Origin of the sequence: Faecalibacillus sp. TM498, assembly GCF_020589955.1 — a bacterium.
Lineage (GTDB): Bacteria > Bacillota_I > Bacilli_A > Erysipelotrichales > Coprobacillaceae > Faecalibacillus > Faecalibacillus intestinalis.
In genome coordinates this window covers 38,788-64,657 of sequence record NZ_JAJDKB010000005.1, presented here as the reverse complement: position 1 = coordinate 64,657, position 25,870 = coordinate 38,788, and the positions used below count along the sequence as shown (strand labels likewise).

Genomic DNA, 25,870 nt, shown 5'->3' with positions numbered 1-25,870 from the left:
CTTTCAAAAAATGAAAAGACTTCTTTTCTTTTAAAGATATTCTATATAATGTCTTTTACATAGGGAGGGCTTATATGAGTAAATTAAGAGATCATTATTTATTTCATGCAGGTATTTCATGTTTTTTTTATTTAGGGTATGGTGCCTTTACAGTTGTTTTATCAATGTATTGTCAAGATATAGGAATGTCAGCCTCACAAATTGCTTACATTGTATCCTTTGCACCACTTTTATCTATTGCAACACAACCATTTTTTGGATACTTGGCAGATAAGTGGCAATCACCAAGAAAAGTATCTATTTTATTATCATTTGCAAATATTGTTTGCATGTTTATTTTTGCAATTAGTCGTAATTTTTGGATTTTACTTTTATCATCAGGTCTAGCAGTATCTTTTATGAATGCTGTTACTCCTTTAACAGATCGTATTGGTGTTTCTTCACCTTATCAATTTGGTAAGATTCGTTTATGGGGTTCTGTAGGTTATGCCATTATGGCACAAGTCAGTGGACTTTTATATCAATATATTTCACCATTTGCGAACTTCATGGCTGGTATTTTAGGAACATTAATTACCATTATTTGTATTTATATGGTTTCTGATCCAAAGCTTTCAGAAGTTCCCGAAAAAGAAAAAAATAAATTATCGACAGTTGTTGTTATGAAAGAGCTTGTTCATAATATACCATTTATGCTCTTTCTAGTGATTTCCTTTTTCTTTTGGGGAGCATGCTCCACAAACTTTAACTATTTATCATTATTTATTAAATCTCAAGGTGGAACAGCTTCACAAGTAGGAACCTATCAACTTTTTGCGACATTATTTGAAATTCCGATGATTCTAGCAACAGACTATATCATTAAAAAGATACCTTATCGTTATATCATGATGTTTGCGATTATCATGTCAATGATCAATTTTGCATGGTATGCAACTTTACCTTCTGTTAATATGATTATTTATATTTTTGTATTTAAAGGTTTTTCTACTGTACTCTTTACGATGATTACTGTAAGATTAGTAATGGTTTTAGTAAAAGAAGAATATGTCTCTACAGCCTATGGAATTCAAGCTATGCTTGGTAAAGGCGTAGGTGCAATGCTTTTCCAATTAATTGGAGGTAGAATTATTGATTCCATAGGAATGAATGGTTTCTATTTATTCTTATTTGCAGGAATTACGATTGCTTTTGTAGTGACACTTTTCTTTAGAATGCCTAAGAAAGTGAGAGTGTAGTATGTTAGAATTAAATGCTGTTATTTTTGATATGGATGGTTTGATGATTGATACAGAACCTGTAGGAAAGATGTTAGTGAAAACATCTCATGAAAGGTTTGGTTATGAAATTACTGAAGATATGTTTTATCATTTGATTGGTACAAATGAAAAGACATCAAAAGCTTATTATCATAGTGTTTTTGGTGAAGATTATCCTTATCAAAAGATTAAAGATTATCGAGATCAATTAAGAAAAGAATATTTTAATAGTCATCCTTTAGAAGTAAAAAAAGGTTTATATGATTTATTAGAAGATTTAAAAAAGAAAAATATTAAAATGGCAGTGGCTTCTTCAACACGTTATGAACGTGTTTTATCTAATTTAAAGAGTATTAAAGTTGATCATTATTTTGATGCCATTATTGGTGGTGACCAAATCCAACATGGGAAGCCAGCCCCAGATATTTTTTTAAAAGCAGTTGAGTTACTAGGGGTAAGTAAAGAAGATGCCCTTGTTTTAGAAGATAGTAAAAATGGAATTTTAGCAGCACATGCAGGAAATATTCCTGTTATTTGTATTCCTGATTTGATTCATCATTCTAAAGATATTCTTGATTTAACTGTAGGATGTTATGATTCTCTTGATCAATTAATAGATGTTATTGTTAAAAAAGATGACAAAGCATAATATAGAACCCGTTTATAATCAAGATTCTAGGATTCTTATTCTAGGATCTTTTCCATCTGTTAAATCAAGAGAAGCTAAGTTTTTTTATCATCATCCTCAAAATCGTTTTTGGAAAGTTTTAGCTGCTTTATTTCAAGAAGAAGTTCCACAAACAATTGAAGAGAAGAAAACTTTTTTACTTAGAAATCATCTTGCTTTATGGGATGTTATTGAAAGTTGTGAAATTAAAGGATCAAGTGATGCGAGTATTACGAATGTTAAAGTCAATGATTTAGATTTAATTGTTAAAAATTGTCCTGTTGAAAAAATCATTACTAATGGCAAAGCTGCCAATCGTTATTATCATCAATATTTTGATTATAATTTACCCGTTATTCAATTACCTTCTACTTCACCAGCGAATGCCATGTATTCACTTGAAAAATTAATTGAGAAATGGAAGGTGATTTTATGGAAAGAGATTTAACTCAAGAAAAGATAGGAAAATCTATTTTATTATTTTCTGTTTCGATGATTTTAGGAAATTTATTACAACAATTTTATAATATAGTTGATACTTATATTGTAGGAAAATATATTGGTAGTAATGCATAAGCTGCTGTTGGATCAAGTTATACATTAATGACATTTCTAACTTCTATTATTATTGGTTTATGTATGGGAAGTGGTATTTTCAATGTATTTTGAAGCTAAAAAATATGAAAAGATGAAAATGTCATTGATTCTAACAATTGTTTCACTTGGAACAAGAGTTCTTCTAGCCTACTTATTAGCGCCTTCATTTGGTGTAGAAATGATTTGGTGGGCAATTGTTATTGGATGGATTTTAGCGGATACAATTGGTATTGTATATGGTATAAAAATAGAAAAATGGTTCAAGTAAAAAATACTGCTTTTGCAGTATTTTTTATTAGCTATTTTGACTAGACAAGTGTATAATAATCTTTACCGTATGTGTCTGCTTAGCATTATTTGGTATGATACGTAAGCGTTTACTAAAGGAGTTCGCTATGAAATATTTACAAAGATTAGGTAAATCACTCATGTTACCTGTTTCAATCATGCCCATAGCAGCACTACTTAAAGGAATTGGGTATTGGATTGATCCTACTGGATGGGGTATACATAACCCAATTGCTGCTTTACTCATTGCTGCTGGTGGAGCAATTATAGATAACCTTCCCATTTTATTTGCGATAGCTGTTGCCATGGAAATGTCTAAAAAAAGAGATACAGCAATAGTGTTAAGTGCTCTTGCTTGTTATATGATGATGACAACAATTCTATCATCTAAATGCATCGCATTAATGTTGCAAATTCCAGAATATGCTGTGGATTTAGCTTTTCATAATACGCAAAGTGCTTTTATTGGTATTTTGGTAGGTTTGATTGTGGCTATTTCTTTTCAAAAGTTTGATCAAAAAAGATTACCTCAGTTTTTAGCTTTTTTTGATGGAAAGAGATTTGCTTCCATTATTTCTATAGGAATTACACTTTTGATATCTTTAATATTTATTGATATTTGGCCAATGTGTTATCACTTTTTTATTTGGTTTGGAAAAGAAATCGCTAATTTTGGACCTATAAGTGCAGGAATCTATGGTGTTTTAAATCGTTTATTGATTCCAACAGGCTTACATCATGCCCTCAATTCTGTATTTTGGTTTGATGTTACTGGTATTAATGATATTGGAAAATTCTGGGGAACAATTTCCGGTGGTGTTAAAGGTGTAACAGGAATGTATCAAGCGGGATTTTTCCCAGTAATGATGTTTGGTCTTCCTGGAGCTGCTCTAGCTATGTATCGTTGTGCTAGAAAAGAGAATAAGAAAAAAGTAGGTGCTATCTTATTTTCAGCTGCTTTGGCTTCATTTTTTACAGGTGTGACTGAACCTCTTGAGTTTGCTTTTATGTTTGTAGCACCAACACTTTATTTTATCCATGCTTTACTTACAGGATTGATGCTTTTTATTGCAGCAACTTTTAAATGGATGGCAGGGTTTGGTTTTTCTGCAGGACTTATAGATTATGTTTTAAGTTTTAAATCACCATTTGCTAATAATATTTTATTTTTAATTCCTTTAGGAATTCTATGCGGATTGATTTATTACATTGTTTTTAGAGTATTGATTACACGTTATAATATTATGACACCTGGAAGAGAAGAGAATGAGGTAAAGAAAGTAGAGAAAGTCGAAAATAATTTTGATGAAATTGCTATTCAATTATTTGAAGCATTAGGTGGTAAAAAGAATATTATAAGTGTTGATCATTGTATTACGCGTTTACGTGTAGAAGTTAAAGATATCTCACTAATAGATAAACAGACTCTATCAAAGATGAATTTTTCTCATATTGTTGAATCAAGTGAGCATGAAATACAAATCATTATAGGAACTGAAGTTCAATTTATTGCTGAAATATTAAATGAAATACTAATGTAGGAGAAATGAAATTGAAGATTATAAAAATATTTAATAATAATAGTATTGCTGCTTTATCTGATGAATTAGGGGATATTATTTTAACAGGATCAGGAATCGGCTTTCAAAAAAAGATAGGTGATTTAGTTGATGAATCACGGATTGAAAAAACGTATATCTTTAAAGAAAAAGTTGAAAAGCGTATACGTAGAGGAATCAATGATATTGAACCTATTTATTATGAGATTACTAGTTTATTAGTAAGCAAAGCAACAGAACAATTGAATACCCAATTTTATGGGGAAATCTTTCTAGCAATTAGTGATCATATTGCTTTTGCTATTAAACGAAAAAAAGAAAAAATTGATTTACCTAATGTTGTTTTATCGGAAACGAAAGCAATTTATAAAAATGAATATCAATTAGGTTTATGGACAATAAAACTTATTAAAGAAAAAATAGGTATACAGTTAGAAGAAGCTGAAGCGGGATATATAGCTTTACATTTAGTGAATTTTTCTACTAATAATAGTTCACAAAATACTTCTAAAATTGTTAACTTTGTAAGAGATGTCATTGAAGTGATTGAACAGACAATGAATGTTCAATTAGAATTAGATTCAATTAATTATGCAAGATTATCAACACATCTTAAATTTTTAGCTGAAAGAGTTTTTCGTAATGATGTTGAAAATAATATTGATACGACAGAAAATATTAGAGATATGCTAAAAGAAAATATACGCTTATCCTTATGCATTAATCGAATAAAAAAACGAATAGAAAATAAATATCATTATCTATTAACTCCAGATGAACAGACATATCTATGTATACATATTAAAAAGAATTGTCATATTTAAAATGTAAGCGTTTGACAATAGAGGTATTTTTTTGTTATTGTATAGACAAGGGTTGTTACTTTAAGTAGGCAAGACCAGATATATTAACGGCATTTTTGAATGTTGTTTTTATGTTTGGTCTTTTCTTTTTAAAGAGAAAGGGAAGAAAAATATGAAATTGAAAAAGAAAAGTGTTGCAGCTGTATTAACATTATCGATGTCGATGGGTTCAGTATTATCGATGGTTCCTGTTTTTGCAGAGTCAGCGCAACAAAACTTAGCGTTAAATAAAACGGCTTATGTTTCAGCTGAATATGGAACATTGCCGAGAAAAAACCTAACAGATGGTGATGATGATACACGCTGGTCAACTGAAAGTGCACCAACTCAATGGGCCTATGTAGACTTAGGTCAAGAATTTGAAATGAATAAATTCCAAATGATTTGGGAAAATGAAGGTAATTATGCTTCAAATTATAATATTTATGTTTCAAATGACCCTAATAATTGGGGAGAACCAGTACTTTCAAGAACAGATAATAAAAATGTTATCAGTGAAGAATTATTAGGAAGTAAAGTTAGTGGAAGATATGTTAAATTAGAAGTAACAGCAGTTAAAGGTTATCCAAATGTATCTTGTCGAGAATTTAAAATCTTTAATACGGATGAAAAAGTACAAGATCCAAGTGAAAATATCGCTTTAAAGAAAACTGCAGTTGCAAGTTCTGAAGAAGCAGCGAGTGTTAAAGCAGCAAATGCAGTAGATGGAAATACATCATCACGTAGTTCTCGTTGGGGAAGTAATATTGGAAACGGACCAGATTGGATCTATGTTGATTTAGGTGAAAGAATGAATGTCAATACGGTTAAGGTATTCTGGGAAACACGTAAAGCAACAGCTTATAAGATTCAAATTGCTGATACTGAATCTATGCCTCAAGAAAGTGATTGGCAAACAGTTAAAGAATTTAAAGATCGTCCAAAATCTTTAACAGAAAAAATTGTTTTAGATCAAATCTATAAAGCAAGATATGTACGTTTATATGTTGATTCACATACTTCAGAAGATCCAGATGGTGGTATTGCTTGGAATACGATTTCTATTTATGAATTAGAAGTTTATGGTGGAAATCCTGATGAAAAAATGTCAATGAGTGATGTTTTAAATGAAATTCAAGTAGAAACACCAAAAACTGGAGATAAAAAGTTAAAAGTCACTTTACCAGAAGTTGAAGGTTATACTGTTGAATATAATGGTACTGATTTTGAACAAATCATTGATGAAGATTTAACAATTTATCAACCTATTAGTGATAAAGATGTTAAAGTATCATTCAAGATTACAGATAATGATACAAATGATTATAAATTCAAAGAAATTGCTGTTACAGTTCCAGGTAGTCAAAAAAATGATGAAACAGCGAATAAAGCACCAAATGTTTTACCAGAATTAGCTGAATGGAATGGTGGACATGGAAACTATACAGTTTCTAAAGGAGCAAGAATTGTTTATAAAGATAGTTCACTTCAAAAAACTGCAGAAGCACTTGCTAATGATTATGAAGATATTACTGGAAAAAGTATTGCTGTTGTAAAAGGCGAAAGCAAAACAGGAGATATTACTTTAGCTCTTACAAAAGATAAATCGTTAGGGTTACAAGATGAAGGATATTTAATGGATATTGATGATTCAATCAATATTAAAGCTGAAACAACAACAGGGGCTTATTGGGCAACCAGAACGATTTTACAAAGTATTAAACAATCAGGAAATGTTCCTTGTGGGACAACAAGAGATTATCCACTTTATAAAGTAAGAAGTTTTATTTTAGATGTTGGACGTAAAACATTTACAATGGATTATTTAAAACAAATTGTTAAACAAATGTCATGGTATAAAATGAACGATTTCCAAGTTCACTTAAATGATAACTTAATTCCAATTGAAAGTTTAGCTGATCCAATGACAGGTTATTCAGCATTTAGATTAGAATCAGATGTTAAAAAAGGTGGAAACAATGGTTTAAATCAACAAGATTTAACAAGTACAGATTTATTCTATACAAAAAAAGAATTTAAAGATTTTATTAAGGATTCAAGGGATTATGGGGTAGATATTGTACCAGAAATCGATACACCAGCCCATTCATTAGCACTTACAAAAGTAAGACCTGATTTAAGACATGGGACAAACGGACGTGAAAACGATCATTTGGCTTTAAGGGATAAATATGATGAATCATTAGAATTTGTACAAAGTATTTTTGATGAATATATGACAACAAGTGATCCTGTTTTCGATGAACAAACAACAGTTCATGTGGGTGCAGATGAATATAATGCAGACAAAGAAGCTTATCGTCGATTCTCAGATGATATGTTAAAATATGTACAAAATTCAGGAAGAACAGCACGTATTTGGGGAAGTTTAACTCAATGTTCAGGAAAAACTCCGGTTAGAAGTAAAGATGTTCAAATGAATTTATGGAACTTTGGTTATGCGAATATGGATCAAATGTATGAACAAGGTTATGATTTAATTAACTGTAATGATGCACAATATTATATTGTTCCTAATGCTGGATATTACTATGATTATTTAAATAGCAACATTTTATATAATCAAGCAATCAACTCGATTAGTGGTGTCACAATTCCTGCTGGTGATGAACAAATGTTAGGGGGCGCTATTGCTGTATGGAACGATATGACAGACTATTTAGAAAATGGTATTAGTGAATATGATGTTTATGATCGTTTACAAAATGCAATTCCATTATTTGGTGCTAAATTATGGGGTAAAGGAGATAAAACATTAGATCAAGCTAATAGTTTAAGAACAACATTAGGGGATGCTCCAGGTACAAATTTTGGTTATGAAGCAGCTAAAGATGAAAATGGTATGATTGCTCATTATGATTTAGATAATCTTAATCAATTAAAAGGCCATGAAAATATCGAACTTGCATCATTAGATAGTCATGATGCATTGCATTTATTAGGAGATACAAGTTATGCAACAACTTCATTAGATACAGTTGGTTTAAATAATGATTTACGTGTAAAAGTAAAACGTGAATCATCAAGTGAAGAAGAACAAATTTTATTTGAAAGTAGCTATGGTTCAATTAAAGCTGTTCAAAAAGGAACAGGTAAAGTTGGATTAAGTAGAGAAAATCATGACTATTCATTTAATTATGAATTACCTGTTAATCAATGGGTTGAATTAGAATTTAAAAATAGAAAAGAAGTTATTGATCTTTATGTAAATGGTCAACTTGTAGATACACTTGGAGATGATGAACAAGTAAATGGTAGACCATTAAAAGCAACAATGATGATTCCAATGGAAAGAATTGGAAGTAAAGAACATGCCTTTAAAGGATATGTAGATGATATTCGTTTAGGTTCAGAAAAATCATTTGCTTCAACAATGGAATTAGATTATTTAGTGACAAGTGCAAGTCATATTGCAGAAGAATCACAAAATAAACAATTACAAGAAAAACTAAAAGAAGCAAAAGTTGCTTTAAAAGAATATGATCCAAATGAACAAACAATTTCAACTCTTACAGATGAAATTAAAGAATTAGTAAATGGAATTGATTACAAAAAAGCAAATTATACAAGAGTAGATCACTATTTAAATTCAATTCCAAAAGATTTATCTATTTATACAGAAGATTCTGTTAAAAACTTGCAATTTGTTATTGATATGATTCAAAGAGAATTACCTAAATCAATGCAAGATACAGTCGATCAATATGAAGTAGAACTTACAAAAGCACTTACTAAACTACAATTAAAATCACAAGTTAATGTAAATTACATTGATAAAAGCAAACTTACAGCAACTGCTTCATCTTATCAACATGATGGATCAGATCCTAAAAATGTATTAGATGATAATCCATCAACAATGTGGCATACAGATTGGAATTTATCAACACCTCATTGGATTGCTTTTGAAAATAAAGAAGAAATGAGTGTCAATGGTTTAACATATGTTCCTCGTCAAACTGGTAAAAATGGAAATGTTACAAAATATCGTATTGAAATAAGTGATGATGGTGTTAATTGGAAAACAGTTAAAGAAGGTAATTTATCAAGTGATTCCTCTACAAAAGTCATTGAATTTGATACAGTAAAAACAAAACATCTTCGTTTATACTACGTAGAAGCTGTTAATAATAACGGAAGTGCTGCAGAAATTAAATTACATCGTGCAGATGTACCAGCAGATGTTGATGGTTTAAAAGATGTTATCAATAAAGCTAAAGCTATGGAAGATATTGGATATTTATCTACTTCATGGAATTATTTACAGGATACAATTAAAGCTGCTGAAGGTTTAGTCAATGCAGAAAATCCTAACGCTAATGAAATTGAAATTATGAAACGTCAATTAACAGATGCAATGGTAAAACTTGTATTATCTGTTGATAATGAAAAATTAAAATCATTCGTTGATGATTTATCAAATCTTGAACAAAAAGATTATACAAAGGATTCATGGAAACAATTCCAAACTGTTCTTAAAGAAGCACAGGATGTTTTAAGTAATCTTGATGCTACAAAAGATGAAATCAATGATATGTATCAAAAATTATTAGATGCTTATAATGGACTTGTTACACTTAATGATAAATCTGGATTAACTGATTTGATTAGTAAAGCTGATCAACTTCAAGAAAAAGATTATACAAAAGATTCATGGAAACAACTGGTAGAAGCATTAACTCAAGCAAAAGAAGTATCTGCTAAAGAAGATGCTACAAAAGAAGAAATCAACGAAGCTATTTCTAATCTAGAAAAAACTATGAATGCTCTTAAAAAAGTAGATTCATCTAATAAAGATGATAATACTTCAAAAGGAAATGCTTCATCTAAAGATAATCAAGTAATTACTTCTACTACTAAAAATGATAAAAAACAATCTTCAACTGCTAAAACAGGTGATGAAACAAATATTATTTTATTTGTATTAATGGCTTTCATGTCATGGTTAGGTATTAAAAAAGTAAAAAAAGAAGAATTATAAAAATAGATGCCACTATTAAGTAGTGGTATTTATTTTGTCTAGACAAATTTATTGTAAGCCCTTGCATAGACAAAGAGTGTATGTTACAATACAGGATGTAAATACGGATTGTTACTTTAAGTAGGCAAGACCAAATAACTTACACTTTTTTAGTGTATCTTATTTGGTCTTTATTTTTTGATTTGTATTTGCAAATTAAGATTACATTATTCATTTAAGGGAGCAGTAATGTAAATAAGAAAGGAAGAAGAATATGAAAGAAAAGGTAAAGAGAATTGTTTCTCTAGCACTTGCATTTTTAATGTCAATTGGATGTATTCACTCTTATCCAATCGTCAGTGCTTTGGAAAATGATTATGAAGTCTATCCAAATCCTCATATGATGGATTATCAAGATGGTTCATTTGATATGACATCTACTGTCAATGTTGTCTATGAAGATGGTATTGATAAATATACAAAGGATAGAATGAATGAAGTATTAGCTATTAAAAATATAAAAGCAAGTACTTCTGAAGAAGTAAAAGAAGACCAAACAAACATTTTAGTAGGTATTAAAGATTCAAATCAATATGTTGATCAATATGTTGGTGAACATTATTCAGTAAAAACAACCCAATTATTTGATCAATTAGATTCATACTTATTAAAAGTTGATAATGGAACAATTACAGTATTAGGTAAAGATACAGATGCGGCTTTTTATGGTCTTACAAGTTTGTATCATATCTTTAAACAATTAGACGGAACAAATATCCGTAATTTTACAATGGAAGATTATGCTAATGTTGCTAGTCGTGGATTTATTGAAGGTTATTATGGAAATCCATGGTCTACTACGGATCGTATGAAATTAATGGAATGGGGAGGATACTACAAGTTGAATTCTTATTTCTATGCTCCTAAAGATGATCCTAAACATAACTCCAAATGGCGTGAACTTTATACAGATGAAGAAATTGAAACAAAAATCAAACCTCTTGCTGAAGCAGGAAATAAATCAAAATGTCGTTTTGTATTTGCATTACATCCATATATGTATAATGCCATCAGGTATAATAGTGAAGAAAACTATCAAGCAGACTTAAAAGTATTACAAGCTAAATTTGAACAAGTTATTAAAGCAGGTGTTCGTCAAATTGCTATTTTAGCAGATGATGCTGGAAATGTTGGTGGTGCTAACTATACAAAAACATTAACTGATATGACAGCATGGTTAAAAGAAATGCAAAAAACATATCCAGATTTAAAATTAACATTACCATTCTGTACACAAGAATATATGTATAATGGTGAAAGTTATTATCAAAATTTCCCAGCAAATATTCAAATCGTTATGACTGGTGGTAGAGTATGGGGAGAAGTTACAAATAACTTCACAACAACTTTTACAAATAATGCAGGGCGTGGCCCTTATATGTGGATCAACTGGCCATGTACAGATAACTCTAAAAAACACTTAATTATGGGTGGATATACAACATTTTTACACCCTGGTGTAGATCCAAATAAGATTCAAGGAATCGTTTTAAATCCAATGCAACAATCTGAGCCAAGTAAAGTTGCAATTTTTGGGAATGCATGTTACTCATGGAATATTTGGCAAAGTGAAGAAGAAGCTCAAAAATGCTGGAATGCTTCCTTTAAATATGTCGATCATAATAGCGCTATTGAAACTCAAGCATCAGCTGCTTTAAGAGAACTTTCAAAACATATGATCAATCAAAATATGGATGGTCGTGTAACAGCATTACAAGAATCAGTAGATTTAAAAGATCGTTTAACAAGCTTCAAAGAAGCTCTTACAAATGGAACAACAATCAGTGATGAGCAATTTGAAGATTTGATCAATGAATTTACAATCTTAAAAAATGCTAGTGCTACATATAGAGCACAAGCAGGTGATATAAGAATAAAAGATCAAATTGTATATTGGTTAAACTGTTGGGATGATACAGCAGATGCAGCAATAAATTATCTTAAAGCTGTTAAAGCTGTACAAGATGAAGAAGCTAATGATAAGATTTGGGATCTATATTCTACTGGACAAGCTGCTTTTGAAAAATCAAAAACATATGGATTCAATTATGTTGATCATTTAGAATATGCAGAAGTAGGAGTACAACATATCGTACCATTTATTAAAGCAATGGATTCTTATTTAGGAGATATTGCTTCAACTATTGTTGATCCAAATAAACAAGTCACTAAATTTATTACAAATCGTAATGATAGTCCAACAGGTAATATTGATAATGTATTCGATAATAAAGCCAATACTGAAATTGTTTATAAAACACCAAATACAATTAGTAAAGGAACTTATGTAGGCGTTAGTTATTCAAAAGCAATTGATATTGATAGAGTGACTTTTAGATTAGGAACAAATTCAAATTCAAAAGATACTTTTTCTAAAGCTAAAGTGCAATATACAACAGATGGTAAAAAATGGGTTGATTTAGATAATCAAGAATATACTTTACCAAATGATGTAGCTTTAACTGACTTAAATTTAAAAGGGGTTAAAGGTATTCGCATGATTGCTACTGAAGATAAAGCGAATACTTGGTTAGGTATTAGAGATATTGCTGTTAATGCAGATGAAGTAGTAACTGAAGAAGATCCAGGTACATTATCTGTCGATAAATTGACACTTAAAGGTGGTTCTTTAAATAATTTATTAGATGACAGTAATGCTACTTATGCTCATTTTGCTGAAAGTCCTTATAAAGGTGGAGAAATTAAAGATTATTTACCAGTTGATGCAAGTATTACATTAACTTTCAAAAAAGCAAAAACATTAGGTACAATTTATTTTGGACAAGATGCAGGAACAGATAAATCAAAAAAATATGTCATCGAATATACAACGGATGGTCAAACATGGAAAGTATTAAAAGAATATAATGGTGATGCTTCTGTTGAATTAGATGTATCAAGTCAAAATATTAAAGCAAAAGCAGTTCGTATTAGAAACTTAGAATTAAATTTAAAAAGTAATACAGCAGGATATTGGTGGAAAGTCAATACATTTAAAATGGCTGATCCAGGACAAATCAATGCAACATTTATGTATACAGATACATGGAGAATTTATCAAGGAACAGTAGATAATTTAACAGATGGTGATAGTTCAACAGCATTAGATTTTAGAACCTCAGGTGATAGAACAAGAAAAGGTGATTATATTGGTTGGGATTTAGGTAAAGAAACAGCTATTGGTAAAATTCATGCAGTTATCGGTGGAGACCGCAGTGCAGGAGATAAATGGGAAAAATATAGTTTACAATACTCTAATGACAACCAAAACTGGACTACTTATAAAACATATCAAGGTGTAGCTAATGGAAAAGATACAATTGATGAAAATTTCTATGGTTTAAAAGCACGTTATGTTCGTTTAGTGAATGAAGAAGAGAGAGCTGTATGGGTTATTTTCTCTGAATTTACAGTAAATGCATATAATCCAGATGAAGATTTCAATAATGCTAATGTTTATACAAATACAGATTATAGATTAGCTTCACAAAGTGAAGAAGCACTTACAGAATTGATCTATAATCAAGAAATTACTTTAGAAAAAGGTCAATACGTTGGTGTTGATTTATCAAGAATCAAAGATTTAAGTACATTCAATATTGATTATGAAAATGGTCAAGGAGCAACTTTACAAGTTTCAAAAAATGGTGTTGAATGGACAACTGTAACAGGTCAAGAAAAAGAACTTCCAGATGGAAGATATGTAAGATTAATTAATAAAACAGACAAAGCTATTAAATTAACAATTAATCATTTTGAAGTACATTCAAATGAAATTACAGCACCATATTTATATAAAGCAACTATGAATATTAATCCTTCATGGGGTGTTGGTGAAGATACTAGAAATAATGGTGCTGCTTTTGATGGTAATATCGATTCAACAACAGAATTTGGTGATTTTCCACAAAGAGGACAATATATTATTTATGATTTAGGACAAGAAAGAACAATTTCTAAAATTCAAATGTATTGCCAAGATAGTGCAGTTAACTATATTAGAGATGCTGATATTTTAGTATCAGATGATTTAGAAAACTGGACAAAAGTTATTACTATTGGAGATGGTGTTGAAAATACAAATGATGCTGGGGTTAAATGTATTGATTCAGATGCAGGTTATAAAGCATCAAGCACATATCCAAATAAAGTCTATGTAGAAGGAACTGCTAATAATGTTAAAGCACGTTACTTAAAGATCTTAATGACAGCAACAAATAATAATAGAGCTGTTGTTTTCAATGAAATTGTTATCAATGATGGAGAATATGTACCAGTTTCAAATGATCCAACATATACTTCTTCAACTGTAGAAGCAAATGGATTTATTCCTCAATATATGTTTGATGGAGATTTATCTACAGCTTATAGACCAGGTTCTAAAGAAGCTGGAAGCATTACTTATACGTTATCAAGTGATTTAGATGTTAAGAAAATGCATATTATTCAAAAAGGTGAAATTTCAAATGCAAGAGTATCTGTTCTTGTAGATGGTGAAAATGGAAAGAAATGGGTTCAAGTTGGAACTCTTAAAAAATCATTAAATGAATTCTATATGCCTGAAGGAAACGTTTATGAATTAAAGATTGAATGGGATGAAAATCAAATTCCAACAATTTCAGAAGTTATTATGTTAAATGATGATGAATATGCTTCAACAGCAGCTAATGATTTACAAAGTTATATTGATTTTTTAGATGTTAAACAAAATAAATATACAGCAGATTCTTATAAAGAATTTGAAAAGGCATTAAAACAAGCTCAAAAAGTTTTAGATAAACAAGCTGGTGAATTAGATGCTATTACAAATGCAAAAGCTGAATTAGAAGTTGCTTATGCAAATCTTGTTAAACGTGGAGATATTCAAGGTGTTAAAGATGAACTTGATACAATTAACAAGTTAAAAGAAAAAGATTATACAAGTGAAACATGGGCTATTTTACAAGATCAAGTGAAACTTGCTCAAGAATTCATTAAAAAGGATGAAACAACAATTACTGAAAAAGAAGTTATTGATATGGTAGATGCTTTACAAAAAGCAAAAGCTCAATTAGTAACAAAAGTATCAGTAAGTAAAAAAGAGTTAAAAGATTATATTGCATCAAATGAATTAGATAAGTTAGATACAAATAAATATTTAACATTTACTGCTGATTCATTTAAAAAAGCATTAAAGAATGCACAAACATTAATCGAACAAGAAGATGCAACAAAAGAACAATTAGATGAAGCTTTAAAACAATTAAAAGATGCAAGAACAAAATTAGTTTTAAAAGCAACAGATGATGAAGTAAATGCATTAAAAGCATTAATGGATCAATATCAAGAAAAAGATTATACAGCATCATCATGGAAAGAATTTGAAAAAGTTTACAATGATGTAAAAGCTGCTTTAGAAAATGAAAACACAAGTGATAACGTTCAAGCATTAACTAATACTTTAAAAGAAGCTGCTCAAAAACTTGTTAAACGTGGTAATTTAGATGGTATCCATGGTTTATTAGATCAAATTAAACAATTAGATAGTAAAAAATATACAGAAGCATCTTATTCTAAATTAATAGATGTTGTTACTGAAATTTCTAAGAAATTAGAAAATTCATCAGAAATGACACAAGAAGAAGTCGATGCCCTTGTAGGTGAATTACAAAACGCTATTAATGCATTAGAAAAAGCACCAACAATCACTACAGATACAAATGAACCTGCTCATAAACCTCAAGTTGTAACAAATAACAAAGTGAAAACAGGTGATTCAACATCTGCATGGACATTTGCAACATTTGCATTAATGGCAGCAATCGTTTATGTATCTTTAAGAAAAAGAACAAAAGAAGACTAAAATAAAAGGTTTCTATTTTCAAGATTAAGAAAATAGAACCTTTTCATTTTAAAACTAAAAAAGATAGCGTTTTCATAAGCGAAGACGCTTTTTTTATGGTATATTTAAAGAAGAGGTGAAAATCATGGAATTAAAAGCACTTGATCAAAGACAAGCTGGTATTTTGTTACCGTTATTTAGTTTACCAGGAAAACATGGAATAGGGGATTTAGGAAAAGAAGCTTATGAATTTGTTGACTTATCTGCTCAAGCAGGTTTTTCTATTTGGCAAATTTTACCATTAAATCCATCAAGCTCCGGGAATTCACCCTATACTCCTTATTCATCTTTTGCTGGTGATGAAATATATATTTCTTTAGAACTTTTAAAAGATTGGCATTTGTTAGATGAAGTTCCTAACTATTTACAAGATTTAAAAAGAGTTGATTATAAACGCGTACGTTTATTTAAAGATCGTTATTTAAGAAAAGCTTATCAAGTTTTCTTAAAAGATAAAGAATTAAAGAAAGAATATCGTACTTTTGTTAAAGGAACATTTTGGTTAAAAAAATATGCGCGTTTTATGGCTTTAAATAAAGCAAACGAAGGTTTACCTTGGGTAGATTGGAATGATGAAGATCAAAATATTAAAGGAAGTAATGAAGGATTAGAAGCAGAAATTGATTATATTCAATTTCTTCAATATATTTTTGTAAAACAATTTAATTTATTAAAAATACATGCACATCAAAAAGGAATATCTATCATGGGAGATTTACCTTTATATGTAGGTGATGATTCTGCGGATGTTTATGAGTATCGTAAATGTTTTCAATTAGATGATAAATTTTATCCTAAATTCGTATCTGGAGCATCACCTGATTATTTTTCAAAAGATGGCCAACTATGGGGACATCCTTTATATGATTGGGATTATTTAAAGAAAACAAGATATAATTTTTGGATCAAAAGATTAAAATGGAATAATGAAATTTTTGATATTTTAAGAGTTGATCATTTTAGGGCTTTTGATACATATTGGTCAGTTCCTTATGGAAGTGCTACAGCAAGAGAAGGAAAATGGATAGAAGGACCAAGTTATCATTTTTTAGATTCAGTTTATAAACAATTGCCTAAACTTAATATGATTGTTGAAGACTTAGGAGAATTACGTCCACAAGTACATGAACTGAGAGATCATTATGATTTATTAGGAATGAAAGTTATGCAATTCTCTTTTGGAGAAGATGAAAGAAAAGTTAAATATAAAATTCCTCAACATTGTGTTGTTTATACAGGAACACATGATAATGCTACTCTTAAACAATGGTATGAAGAATTAGATGATAAAGAAAGAATGAAAGAAATTATGAAGGGGCTAGGATATATAGGAGAAAATCTTGTGGAAGATATGCTTGCATATACACTTGAATGTGATGCAGTGATTTCTATTGTTCCTTTACAAGATCTACTTGGCTATGGCAAAGAAGCTCGTATTAATTTACCAGGGACAGTAGGTCCACATAACTGGTCTTATAAACTTACTTCATTTGATGATTATCAAAATCAAATACAAATAATTCAAAAAATGTTAAAGAAAGCTAAAAGATAAATACCATACTTATTATTTATATATCCTAAAAAACCGTGATAAAAGCGGTTTTTTTTAAATTTTAGGAGATGTAATCGCTTTTATTTATTAAATTATGACAATAAAATTGATTTTTAAAAAGAAAAAAATATAATAATTTTCGTAGACAAGTCATGAACAGGTTTTTCTTCCTTAAATATTTTTTTGACAACAACATTCTAAATTTGTACATAGACTTGAAGTAAAGACCGAATGGTCTTTTTTTATTTCTATATGAAATAATTGTAGAAATAAATACCATACTTATTATTTATATATCCTAAAAAATAGCGATAAAAACTACTTTTTTTAAATTTTAGGAGATGTAATCGCTTTTGTTTTTTTAATTATGACAATAAAATTGATTTTTAAAAAGAAAAAAATATAATAAGTTTTGTAGACAAGTCATGAACAGGTTTTTCTTCCTTAAATATTTTTTTGACAACAACATTCTAAATTTGTACATAGACTTGGAGTTAAGACCAAAAGGTCTTTTTTTATTTTATAAAATAAAATTTGATTGAATAAAGAAAAGGATGATGTTTTACCAATAATTTAAAATATATATTTTTCTTATTTCATTATATAATAAGAAAAAGAGGAGAAAATTATGAGGACAATACAAATAGAAAAAGTATTAAAAGAGGCAGATTATGTTTTAAAAGACAATCCCCAATTATTAAAAATGTTTAAACAATGTTTTGTTTAAACAATTGAAACAACTTTAAAAAAGATGAATGATGATGAAACTTTTATCATTACAGGAGACATTCCCGCCATGTGGTTAAGAGATTCTTCAGCTCAAGTGAATCACTATTTACCTTTTGTAGCTCAAGATTAAGAATTATCAGATCTAATTGCTGGACTTATTAATAAACAAGTTCAATGTTATGGAATTTATTTACATCCTCAGTTTGGAAAAATATACGCTTATGAAACGGATGGCTTCGGTAATTATTGTTTGATGGATGATGCTAACGTACCATCTTTACTTTCTATGCCTTATTTAGGCTATTGTAAAAAGGAGGATACACTTTATCAACATACACGATCATTTATTTTAAGCCATCATAATCCTTATTATTATCAAGGAACCTGTGCAAGTGGTATCGGTAGTCCACATACTCCTAAAAATTATATTTGGCATATTGCTTTATCAATGCAAGGATTAACAGGGACTAAAGAAGAAGCTAAAAAAATGATTAATTTGATTTTAGAAACAAGTAATAATGAAGGATTATGTCATGAGGGATTTAATAAGGATGAACCAAGTGAATATACAAGATCTTGGTTTGCATGGGCTAATTCATTGTTTGCAGAATTGGTATATCAAACATATTTTGTAAAATAAAAGGATATACCTAAGTGTACAAAAAATAAAACATTATTTAATAATGTTGACTTTATTTTTAAAACCGATTTATAATACATACAATAAGTGAAACCGATGAAGTGGAGATAAAAATAGAACGTGCACTTATAGAGAGTTTGGATGGTGGAAGCAAACAGAACGCAGTCTATTAAATGGACCACTGAGGGCAAAAGGAAAGGCATTAGCTGAGTATTCTTTGACGTAAGGCTTACGTAAGTAGTCATAGATGTGATAGCATCTAGTAAAGTGCATGAGTGTATCATGAATCAAGGTGGCACCGCGGACATAACCGTCCTTGAAAGTTTAACTTTCAAGACGGTTTTTTTAATTATTAGGGGGAATTATATGTATTATCCAAGTTTAGAAATGTTAGAAGAAATGGATCTTAGTCAGTATGATTTAGTTCCAATAAAAAAAGAAATCTATAGTGATATGATTACACCTATAGAATTAATGAGAAAATTAAAACAATATTCTAGACATGTTTATATGTTAGAAAGTCATGAAGATAAAAATAAATGGGGAAGATATACTTTTATAGGATTTGATCCTAAAAGCGAAATTACTTGTTATAACAAGATGATGAAAGTGGATGATAAGATTTTTAAAGTGACACATCCCAAAGAATATATTAGAAAAGTTTTAAATGAACATCGTAGTTTAAAATTAGAGGGTTTTCCTACTTTTACAGGAGGCTTAGTTGGCTATTTTAGTTTTGATTATTTCAAATATAGCGAACCTTCAATTATTAAAAATCAAAAAGATAATGGTTTTAATGATGTTGATTTAATGTTATTTGATAAAGTTATTTGTTTTGATCATTTTAAGCAAAAGTTGATTTTAATTGTTAATATTGGAACAAATGATTTACAAAAGAATTATAAAAAAGGAATCAAAGAATTAGATGAATTAGATTATATTATTAGAAAACATGTTAAAACACTTGTTCAACCATTAAAATTATTAGAAGATTTTAAACCAGTTCTCTCTAAAGAAGAATATTGTCAAATGGTTGAAAAAGGTATTGATTATATTAAAGAAGGTGATATCTTCCAAGTTGTTTTATCAAATAGACTTTATGCAAAAGCAACAGGTTCATTATTTGATAGCTATCGTGTTTTAAGAACAACGAATCCATCACCTTATATGTTCTATTTTGCAAGTGATAATATTGAAGTAGCTGGAGCTTCTCCAGAAACTTTAATTAAATTGGAGGAAACAAAGTTAACAACTTTTCCAATTGCTGGAACGAGAAAAAGAGGAAAAGATGATCAAGAAGATCAACAATTAATAGATGATTTATTAAAAGATGAAAAAGAATTAGCTGAACATAATATGCTCGTTGATTTAGGAAGAAATGATTTAGGAAGAATTTCTAAATTCAATAGTGTACATGTGGTATCTTATATGGATATCTTAAAGTTTTCAAAAGTTATCCATATAGCAAGTGTTGTTAGCAGTGAAATTAAAGAAGAATATGATGCTTTAGATGCAGTTGATGCTTTACTTCCTGCAGGTACTTTATCAGGAGCACCAAAGATCAGGGCATGTCAAATCATTAATCAATTAGAACAAAATAAAAGAGGTATTTATGGAGGAGCGATTGGTTATTTAGATTTTACAGGAAATATGGATTTATGTATTGGTATTCGTTTAGCTTATAAAAGAAATAATGAAATTTCTATTTGTAGTGGTGCAGGAATTGTTTATGACAGTGTTCCTGAAAATGAATATCAAGAATGTTTAAATAAAGCAGGTGCGGTTGTTGAAGCAATCAAGATGGCAGATGGAGGTATTGATTATGATTCTACTCATTGATAATTATGATAGTTTTGCTTATAACCTTTATCAATTGATAGGTTCAATCGATGAAGATATCAAGGTTATAAGAAATGATGAAATGACAGTTGAAGAAATAGAAGAACTTCAGCCATCATGTATTATTATTTCACCAGGTCCAGGGAAACCGAGTGAAGCGGGTATTATTGAAGAAGTTGTTCAAAAATGTTATACGAAATATCCTATTTTGGGAGTTTGTTTAGGGCATCAAGCAATTGTTGAAGCTTTTGGAGGAACAGTAAGTTATGCTCAAAGCGTCATGCATGGAAAGTCTTCAATAATTAAAGTAGATACTACAAATCCAATTTTTAAGGGAATCGGGGAAAAGACAGCAGTGGCTAGATATCATAGCTTAGCTGCTAAAAAAGAAAATTTACCAGAATGTTTGAAGATTATAGGGGAAAGCGGTGATGGTGAAATCATGGCAATCAGTCATAAAAACTATCCTGTTTATGGGTTACAGTTTCATCCGGAGTCGATTTTAACAAAAGAAGGTAAAAAAATAGTTGAAAATTTTTTAAAGGAGATACAAAATGATTAGGGAAGCAATTATTAAATTATCAAAAAAAGAAGATTTAACATATCAAGAAGCTTATGAATGTATGAATGAGATCATGGATGATCAAGCTTCTGATATTCAAAAGGCTGCTTATTTAACAGCACTTTCATTAAAAGGTGAAACAATTGATGAAATAACTGCAAGTGCTAAAGGAATGAGAGAACATTGTGTGAAGTTATTGAATGATCAAGATGTTCTTGAAATTGTAGGAACTGGAGGAGATGGATCAAATTCTTTCAATATTTCTACAACTTCATCTATTGTGATTGCTAGTGGTGGTGTTAAAGTTGCTAAGCATGGAAATCGTGCGGCAAGTTCAAAAAGTGGCGCAGCAGATTGTTTAGAAGCTCTTGGGGTGGATATTACAATCAATGAAAAAAGAAGTAAGGAATTATTAAACGATATTAATATTTGTTTCTTATTTGCTCAAAACTATCATTTAGCGATGAAATATGTTGCACCAGTAAGAAAAGAACTAGGTATTCGTACAGTCTTTAATATTTTAGGACCACTTACGAATCCAGCAGGAGCGACTTATCAAGTAATGGGAGTTTATGATGGATCATTAGTTGAACCACTTGCTCAAGTTTTAAGTAATTTAGGGGTTAAAAGAGCTATGGTGGTTTATGGAAGAGATGGTTTAGATGAAATCTCAGCATCTAATGAAACTTTTGTTTGTGAAATTAATGAGAAACAATTTAAAACATATACAATTTCACCTGAACAATTTGGTTTACAAAGATGTTTAAAAGATGAACTTGTTGGAGGAACTCCCAAAGAAAATGCTCAAATTACACGAGATGTTTTAAATGGTAAACAAGGTGGACCTAGAACAGCTGTCTTAATGAATGCGGGGGCAGGTTTATATATTGGTGGTAAAGTTGATTCTTTACAAGCAGGAATTGATTTAGCAGCAAAGTTAATTGATAGTGGAAAGGCAAATGAAAAACTAGAAGAGTTTATAAAAGAATCAAACAAATAGGAGCGTATATTATGATTTTAGAAGATATTGTTGAAAGTACAAAAGAACGTGTTGAAACAAATAAAAAACGTCATTCAATTTATGAATTAAAAGAAAAAGCCTTTGCAATGCCTATTGACCAAAGTTTTCCTTTTAAAAAAGCTTTAGAAAAAGATGGAATGTCTTATATTTTAGAAGTTAAAAGACATTCACCATCAAAAGGACAAATTGTTTCCACTTTTGATTTTAAAGCAATTGCGAAAGAATATGAAATGATTGGAGCAGATGCTATTTCAGTAGTAACTGAACCTGATTATTTTAAAGGGGATGATGATTTTTTAAGAGAAATCAAACGTATTGTGAAAATTCCTGTTTTAAGAAAAGATTTTGTTGTAGATGAATATATGGTTTATGAAGCTAAAATCTTAGGAGCAGATGCAATTTTATTAATTGCAGGTGTTTTAGATGAAATTACATTAATGCGTTGTGTTAATTTAGCGCATAATTTAGGTATGTCAGCAATTGTTGAAACACACAGTTCAATGCAAGTAAAAAAAGCGTTGCGTGTAGGCGCTAAAATTATTGGTGTAAATAACAGAGATTTAAGAGATTTCAGTGTTGATTTAAATACAACATTAAAATTAAGAGATATGGTCGATGATGATGTTATCTTTGTCTCTGAAAGTGGTATTAAAACAAGAAAAGATATTGAATTATTAGAAAAACATCATGTAAATGCTGTCTTAATTGGTGAAGCTATGATGAAAAGCCATGATAAAAGACATACATTAGAAGTTTTAAAAGGTATTGATGAAGAAGATTAAAATTTGTGGTTTAAAAAGAAGCGAAGATGTTGATTATGTAAATACATATCAACCTGATTATGTTGGCTTTGTTTTTGCGGGAAAAAAAAGAAAGATTACTTATGATCAGGCAAAAGAATTAAAAAAAGGTCTTTTATCTTCGATTCAAGTTGTAGGTGTTTTTGTAAATGAGGATATTTCTTTTGTTGAAAAATTAGTTAAAAATGATGTTATTGATCTTGTACAATTGCATGGTCAAGAAACAAATGAATATATAAAGATTTTAAAACAAAAAATAGATGTTCCAATTATTAAAGCAATTCAAATTAAAAATGATGATTCTTTCAATGTAGACTATGACGTTGATTATTATCTTTTCGATCATGGCTCTGGAGGAACTGGGGAAAGTTTTGATTGGTCTATGTTGAAAGAAGTCAATAAGTCTGTATTTTTGGCAGGGGGAATCAATCTTTCTAATATTGATGAAGCTTTAAAACTGAATGTTTATGGATTAGATGTTTCAAGTGGTGTTGAAACAGATGGTTTTAAAGATAGGGAAAAAATTAAGGAAATCGTAAGGAGAGTTAGAAATGAAAGGTAGATATGGAATACATGGGGGACAGTACATACCTGAAACTTTAATGAGTGAAATTCATAAAATTGAAGAGGCTTATGAATTTTATAAAAATGATCAAGCATTTAATGATGAACTTAATACATTATTAAAAGAATATGCTGGTAGACCATCTTTATTATATTATGCGAAAAAGATGACAGAAGATTTAGGTGGCGCTAAAATCTATTTAAAAAGAGAAGATTTAAACCATACAGGTTCTCATAAAATCAACAATGTATTAGGACAAGCTTTAATGGCTAAAAAAATGGGAAAAACAAGAATTATTGCTGAAACTGGTGCTGGACAACATGGTGTAGCTACAGCCACAGCAGCAGCCTTGCTTGGACTTGAATGTGAAATTTTTATGGGAAAAGAAGATACAGATCGTCAAGCTTTAAATGTTTATCGTATGGAACTTTTAGGAGCTAAAGTACATCCTGTAACTACAGGGACAATGACTTTAAAAGATGCGGTCAATGAAGCAATGAGAGAATGGACAAAACGTGTGGATGATACGATGTATGTTTTAGGTTCTGTGATGGGACCTCATCCATTTCCAATGATGGTGAGAGATTTCCAAAGTGTGATTTCTAAAGAAGCAAGAGAACAAATTCTTGAATATGAAGGTAAACTTCCTACAGCTGTGATGGCTTGTGTTGGTGGTGGAAGTAATGCGATGGGAATGTTCTATAATTTTATCAATGATAAAGATGTAAAACTTATTGGTTGTGAAGCCGCTGGTAAAGGTGTCGATACAGCTTTAACAGCAGCAACAATTGCGACAGGATCATTAGGTGTCTTCCATGGAATGAAATCTTACTTCTGTCAAGATAAATACGGTCAAATTGCACCTGTTTATTCTATTTCAGCCGGTTTAGATTACCCAGGTATTGGACCTGAACATGCTTATTTACATGATACAAAACGTGCGCAATATGTACCAGTTACAGATGATGAAGCAGTGGATGCTTTTGAATACATTGCAAAAACTGAAGGAATTATTTGTGCCATTGAAAGTGCACATGCGATTGCACATGCAATCAAAATAGCACCAACTATGAAAAAAGATGATATTTTAATTGTTTGTCTTTCAGGTAGAGGAGATAAGGATGTTGCAGCGATTGCAAGATATAGGGGGAAAGAAATCTATGAATAGAATATATAAAGCTTTTGAAAATAAAAAAGCCTTCATTGGTTTTTTAACAGCAGGGGATCCTGTAATAGATAAAACAGTAGACTATATTTTAGATATGGAACAAGCAGGGGCTAGTTTGATTGAAATTGGTATTCCCTTTTCTGATCCAATTGCTGAAGGACCAACCATTCAAGAAGCAAATGTACGTGCTTTAAAAAACAAAGTTACAACAGATGATGTTTTTGAAATGGTTAAAAAAGTAAGAGAAAAAAGTGATATTCCTTTATGTTTTATGACTTATTTAAATGTTGTTTTCCATTACGGTTATGATGAATTCTTTAAAAAATGTCAAGAAGTTGGCATTGATGGTATTATTCTTCCAGATTTACCTTATGAAGAAAGTCAAGAAGTCAAAGATGTTTGTTATAATTATGATGTTACTTTAATTTCAATGATTGCCCCAACAAGTAAAGATCGTGTTGAAATGATTGCAAAAGAAGCAAAAGGATTTATCTATCTTGTATCGTCAATGGGTGTTACAGGGACAAGAGATAATACTTCATTTTCTAATAATCTTGAAGAAATTATTGAACATATTCGTCAAGTAACAAATACACCAGTAGCTATTGGTTTTGGTATTAATAAACCAGAACAAGTAAAAGAGTTTAAACAATATGCTGATGGTGTCATTGTTGGTAGTGCAATTGTTAATATTATTAAAGAACATGGAAGTCAAGCAGATGAACCTTTAAAAGAATATATTCAATCACTTACAAATGAACTATAAAAGTGCAAGCTAAGTCTTGCCTTTTTATTTTGTTAGTTATATCGAATATCGATAATTTAATTAAAATGTTTATATTCATTGTTTTTGTCTATCC

Annotated in this window: 19 protein-coding genes; all 19 read left to right on the top strand. The window is 29.9% G+C overall.

The genetic code is table 11. From position 1 onward, the window contains the following. Positions 1-74 precede the first annotated feature (74 nt). Positions 75-1,238 (top strand): MFS transporter, encoded by a 1,164-nt coding sequence (locus LJD32_RS02910; protein WP_227391720.1) that lies wholly within the window; start codon positions 75-77, stop codon positions 1,236-1,238. A 1-nt stretch (position 1,239) separates the two neighbouring features. Continuing rightward, on the top strand, positions 1,240-1,908 hold the full coding sequence (locus LJD32_RS02905; protein ID WP_032090626.1) for an HAD family hydrolase: 669 nt from the start codon (positions 1,240-1,242) through the stop codon (positions 1,906-1,908). Beyond that, positions 1,895-2,374, top strand: coding sequence for a DNA-deoxyinosine glycosylase (locus tag LJD32_RS02900; protein ID WP_119364354.1), 480 nt, complete (start codon positions 1,895-1,897; stop codon positions 2,372-2,374). Before LJD32_RS02905 ends, LJD32_RS02900 begins: the two co-directional genes overlap by 14 nt. After that, entirely contained in the window at positions 2,359-2,502 is a 144-nt protein-coding gene (locus tag LJD32_RS02895) for a hypothetical protein (protein ID WP_227391721.1), read from the top strand. The genes LJD32_RS02900 and LJD32_RS02895 overlap by 16 nt, the downstream gene beginning before the upstream one ends. Positions 2,503-2,584: 82 nt before the next feature. Then, on the top strand, positions 2,585-2,791 hold the full coding sequence (locus LJD32_RS02890; protein ID WP_227391722.1) for a hypothetical protein: 207 nt from the start codon (positions 2,585-2,587) through the stop codon (positions 2,789-2,791). A 127-nt stretch (positions 2,792-2,918) separates the two neighbouring features. Further along, a complete protein-coding gene (gene nagE / locus LJD32_RS02885) occupies positions 2,919-4,352 on the top strand; it encodes an N-acetylglucosamine-specific PTS transporter subunit IIBC (RefSeq protein ID WP_032090624.1) in 1,434 nt (477 codons plus the stop codon). A gap of 5 nt (positions 4,353-4,357) precedes the next feature. Continuing rightward, positions 4,358-5,194 (top strand): PRD domain-containing protein, encoded by an 837-nt coding sequence (locus LJD32_RS02880; RefSeq protein WP_227391723.1) that lies wholly within the window; start codon positions 4,358-4,360, stop codon positions 5,192-5,194. Between the two features lie 151 nt (positions 5,195-5,345). Next, the gene (locus LJD32_RS02875) at positions 5,346-10,214 is read left to right on the top strand and encodes a discoidin domain-containing protein (protein ID WP_227391724.1); all 4,869 of its coding nucleotides are present in this window, start codon (positions 5,346-5,348) and stop codon (positions 10,212-10,214) included. Positions 10,215-10,467: 253 nt separating this feature from the next. Further along, on the top strand, positions 10,468-16,095 hold the full coding sequence (locus tag LJD32_RS02870; RefSeq protein WP_227391725.1) for a beta-N-acetylglucosaminidase domain-containing protein: 5,628 nt from the start codon (positions 10,468-10,470) through the stop codon (positions 16,093-16,095). Between the two features lie 124 nt (positions 16,096-16,219). Further along, positions 16,220-17,686 (top strand): 4-alpha-glucanotransferase, encoded by a 1,467-nt coding sequence (gene malQ, locus LJD32_RS02865; protein ID WP_227391726.1) that lies wholly within the window; start codon positions 16,220-16,222, stop codon positions 17,684-17,686. A 730-nt stretch (positions 17,687-18,416) separates the two neighbouring features. Next, the gene (locus LJD32_RS02860; RefSeq protein ID WP_317989751.1) at positions 18,417-18,545 is read left to right on the top strand and encodes a glycoside hydrolase family 125 protein; all 129 of its coding nucleotides are present in this window, start codon (positions 18,417-18,419) and stop codon (positions 18,543-18,545) included. A gap of 15 nt (positions 18,546-18,560) precedes the next feature. Continuing rightward, positions 18,561-19,055 carry a glycoside hydrolase family 125 protein gene (locus LJD32_RS02855; protein ID WP_227403801.1) on the top strand — a complete coding sequence of 165 codons (495 nt, stop codon included), beginning with the start codon at positions 18,561-18,563 and terminating at the stop codon, positions 19,053-19,055. 366 nt (positions 19,056-19,421) lie between these two features. Then, positions 19,422-20,894: an anthranilate synthase component I family protein gene (locus tag LJD32_RS02850; protein ID WP_227391727.1), complete on the top strand. Its 1,473-nt coding sequence runs from the start codon at positions 19,422-19,424 to the stop codon at positions 20,892-20,894. Continuing rightward, a complete protein-coding gene (locus LJD32_RS02845) occupies positions 20,878-21,456 on the top strand; it encodes an anthranilate synthase component II (protein WP_227391728.1) in 579 nt (192 codons plus the stop codon). The genes LJD32_RS02850 and LJD32_RS02845 overlap by 17 nt, the downstream gene beginning before the upstream one ends. Further along, positions 21,449-22,456, top strand: coding sequence for an anthranilate phosphoribosyltransferase (gene trpD / locus LJD32_RS02840; RefSeq protein WP_227391729.1), 1,008 nt, complete (start codon positions 21,449-21,451; stop codon positions 22,454-22,456). Before LJD32_RS02845 ends, trpD begins: the two co-directional genes overlap by 8 nt. An 11-nt stretch (positions 22,457-22,467) precedes the next feature. Beyond that, the gene (trpC, locus tag LJD32_RS02835; RefSeq protein WP_119363772.1) at positions 22,468-23,259 is read left to right on the top strand and encodes an indole-3-glycerol phosphate synthase TrpC; all 792 of its coding nucleotides are present in this window, start codon (positions 22,468-22,470) and stop codon (positions 23,257-23,259) included. Then, positions 23,246-23,839: a phosphoribosylanthranilate isomerase gene (locus LJD32_RS02830; RefSeq protein ID WP_175301621.1), complete on the top strand. Its 594-nt coding sequence runs from the start codon at positions 23,246-23,248 to the stop codon at positions 23,837-23,839. The genes trpC and LJD32_RS02830 overlap by 14 nt, the downstream gene beginning before the upstream one ends. Next, a complete protein-coding gene (gene trpB, locus LJD32_RS02825) occupies positions 23,829-25,010 on the top strand; it encodes a tryptophan synthase subunit beta (RefSeq protein WP_032090617.1) in 1,182 nt (393 codons plus the stop codon). Before LJD32_RS02830 ends, trpB begins: the two co-directional genes overlap by 11 nt. After that, positions 25,003-25,776: a tryptophan synthase subunit alpha gene (gene trpA, locus LJD32_RS02820; RefSeq protein ID WP_227391730.1), complete on the top strand. Its 774-nt coding sequence runs from the start codon at positions 25,003-25,005 to the stop codon at positions 25,774-25,776. Before trpB ends, trpA begins: the two co-directional genes overlap by 8 nt. Positions 25,777-25,870 lie beyond the last annotated feature (94 nt).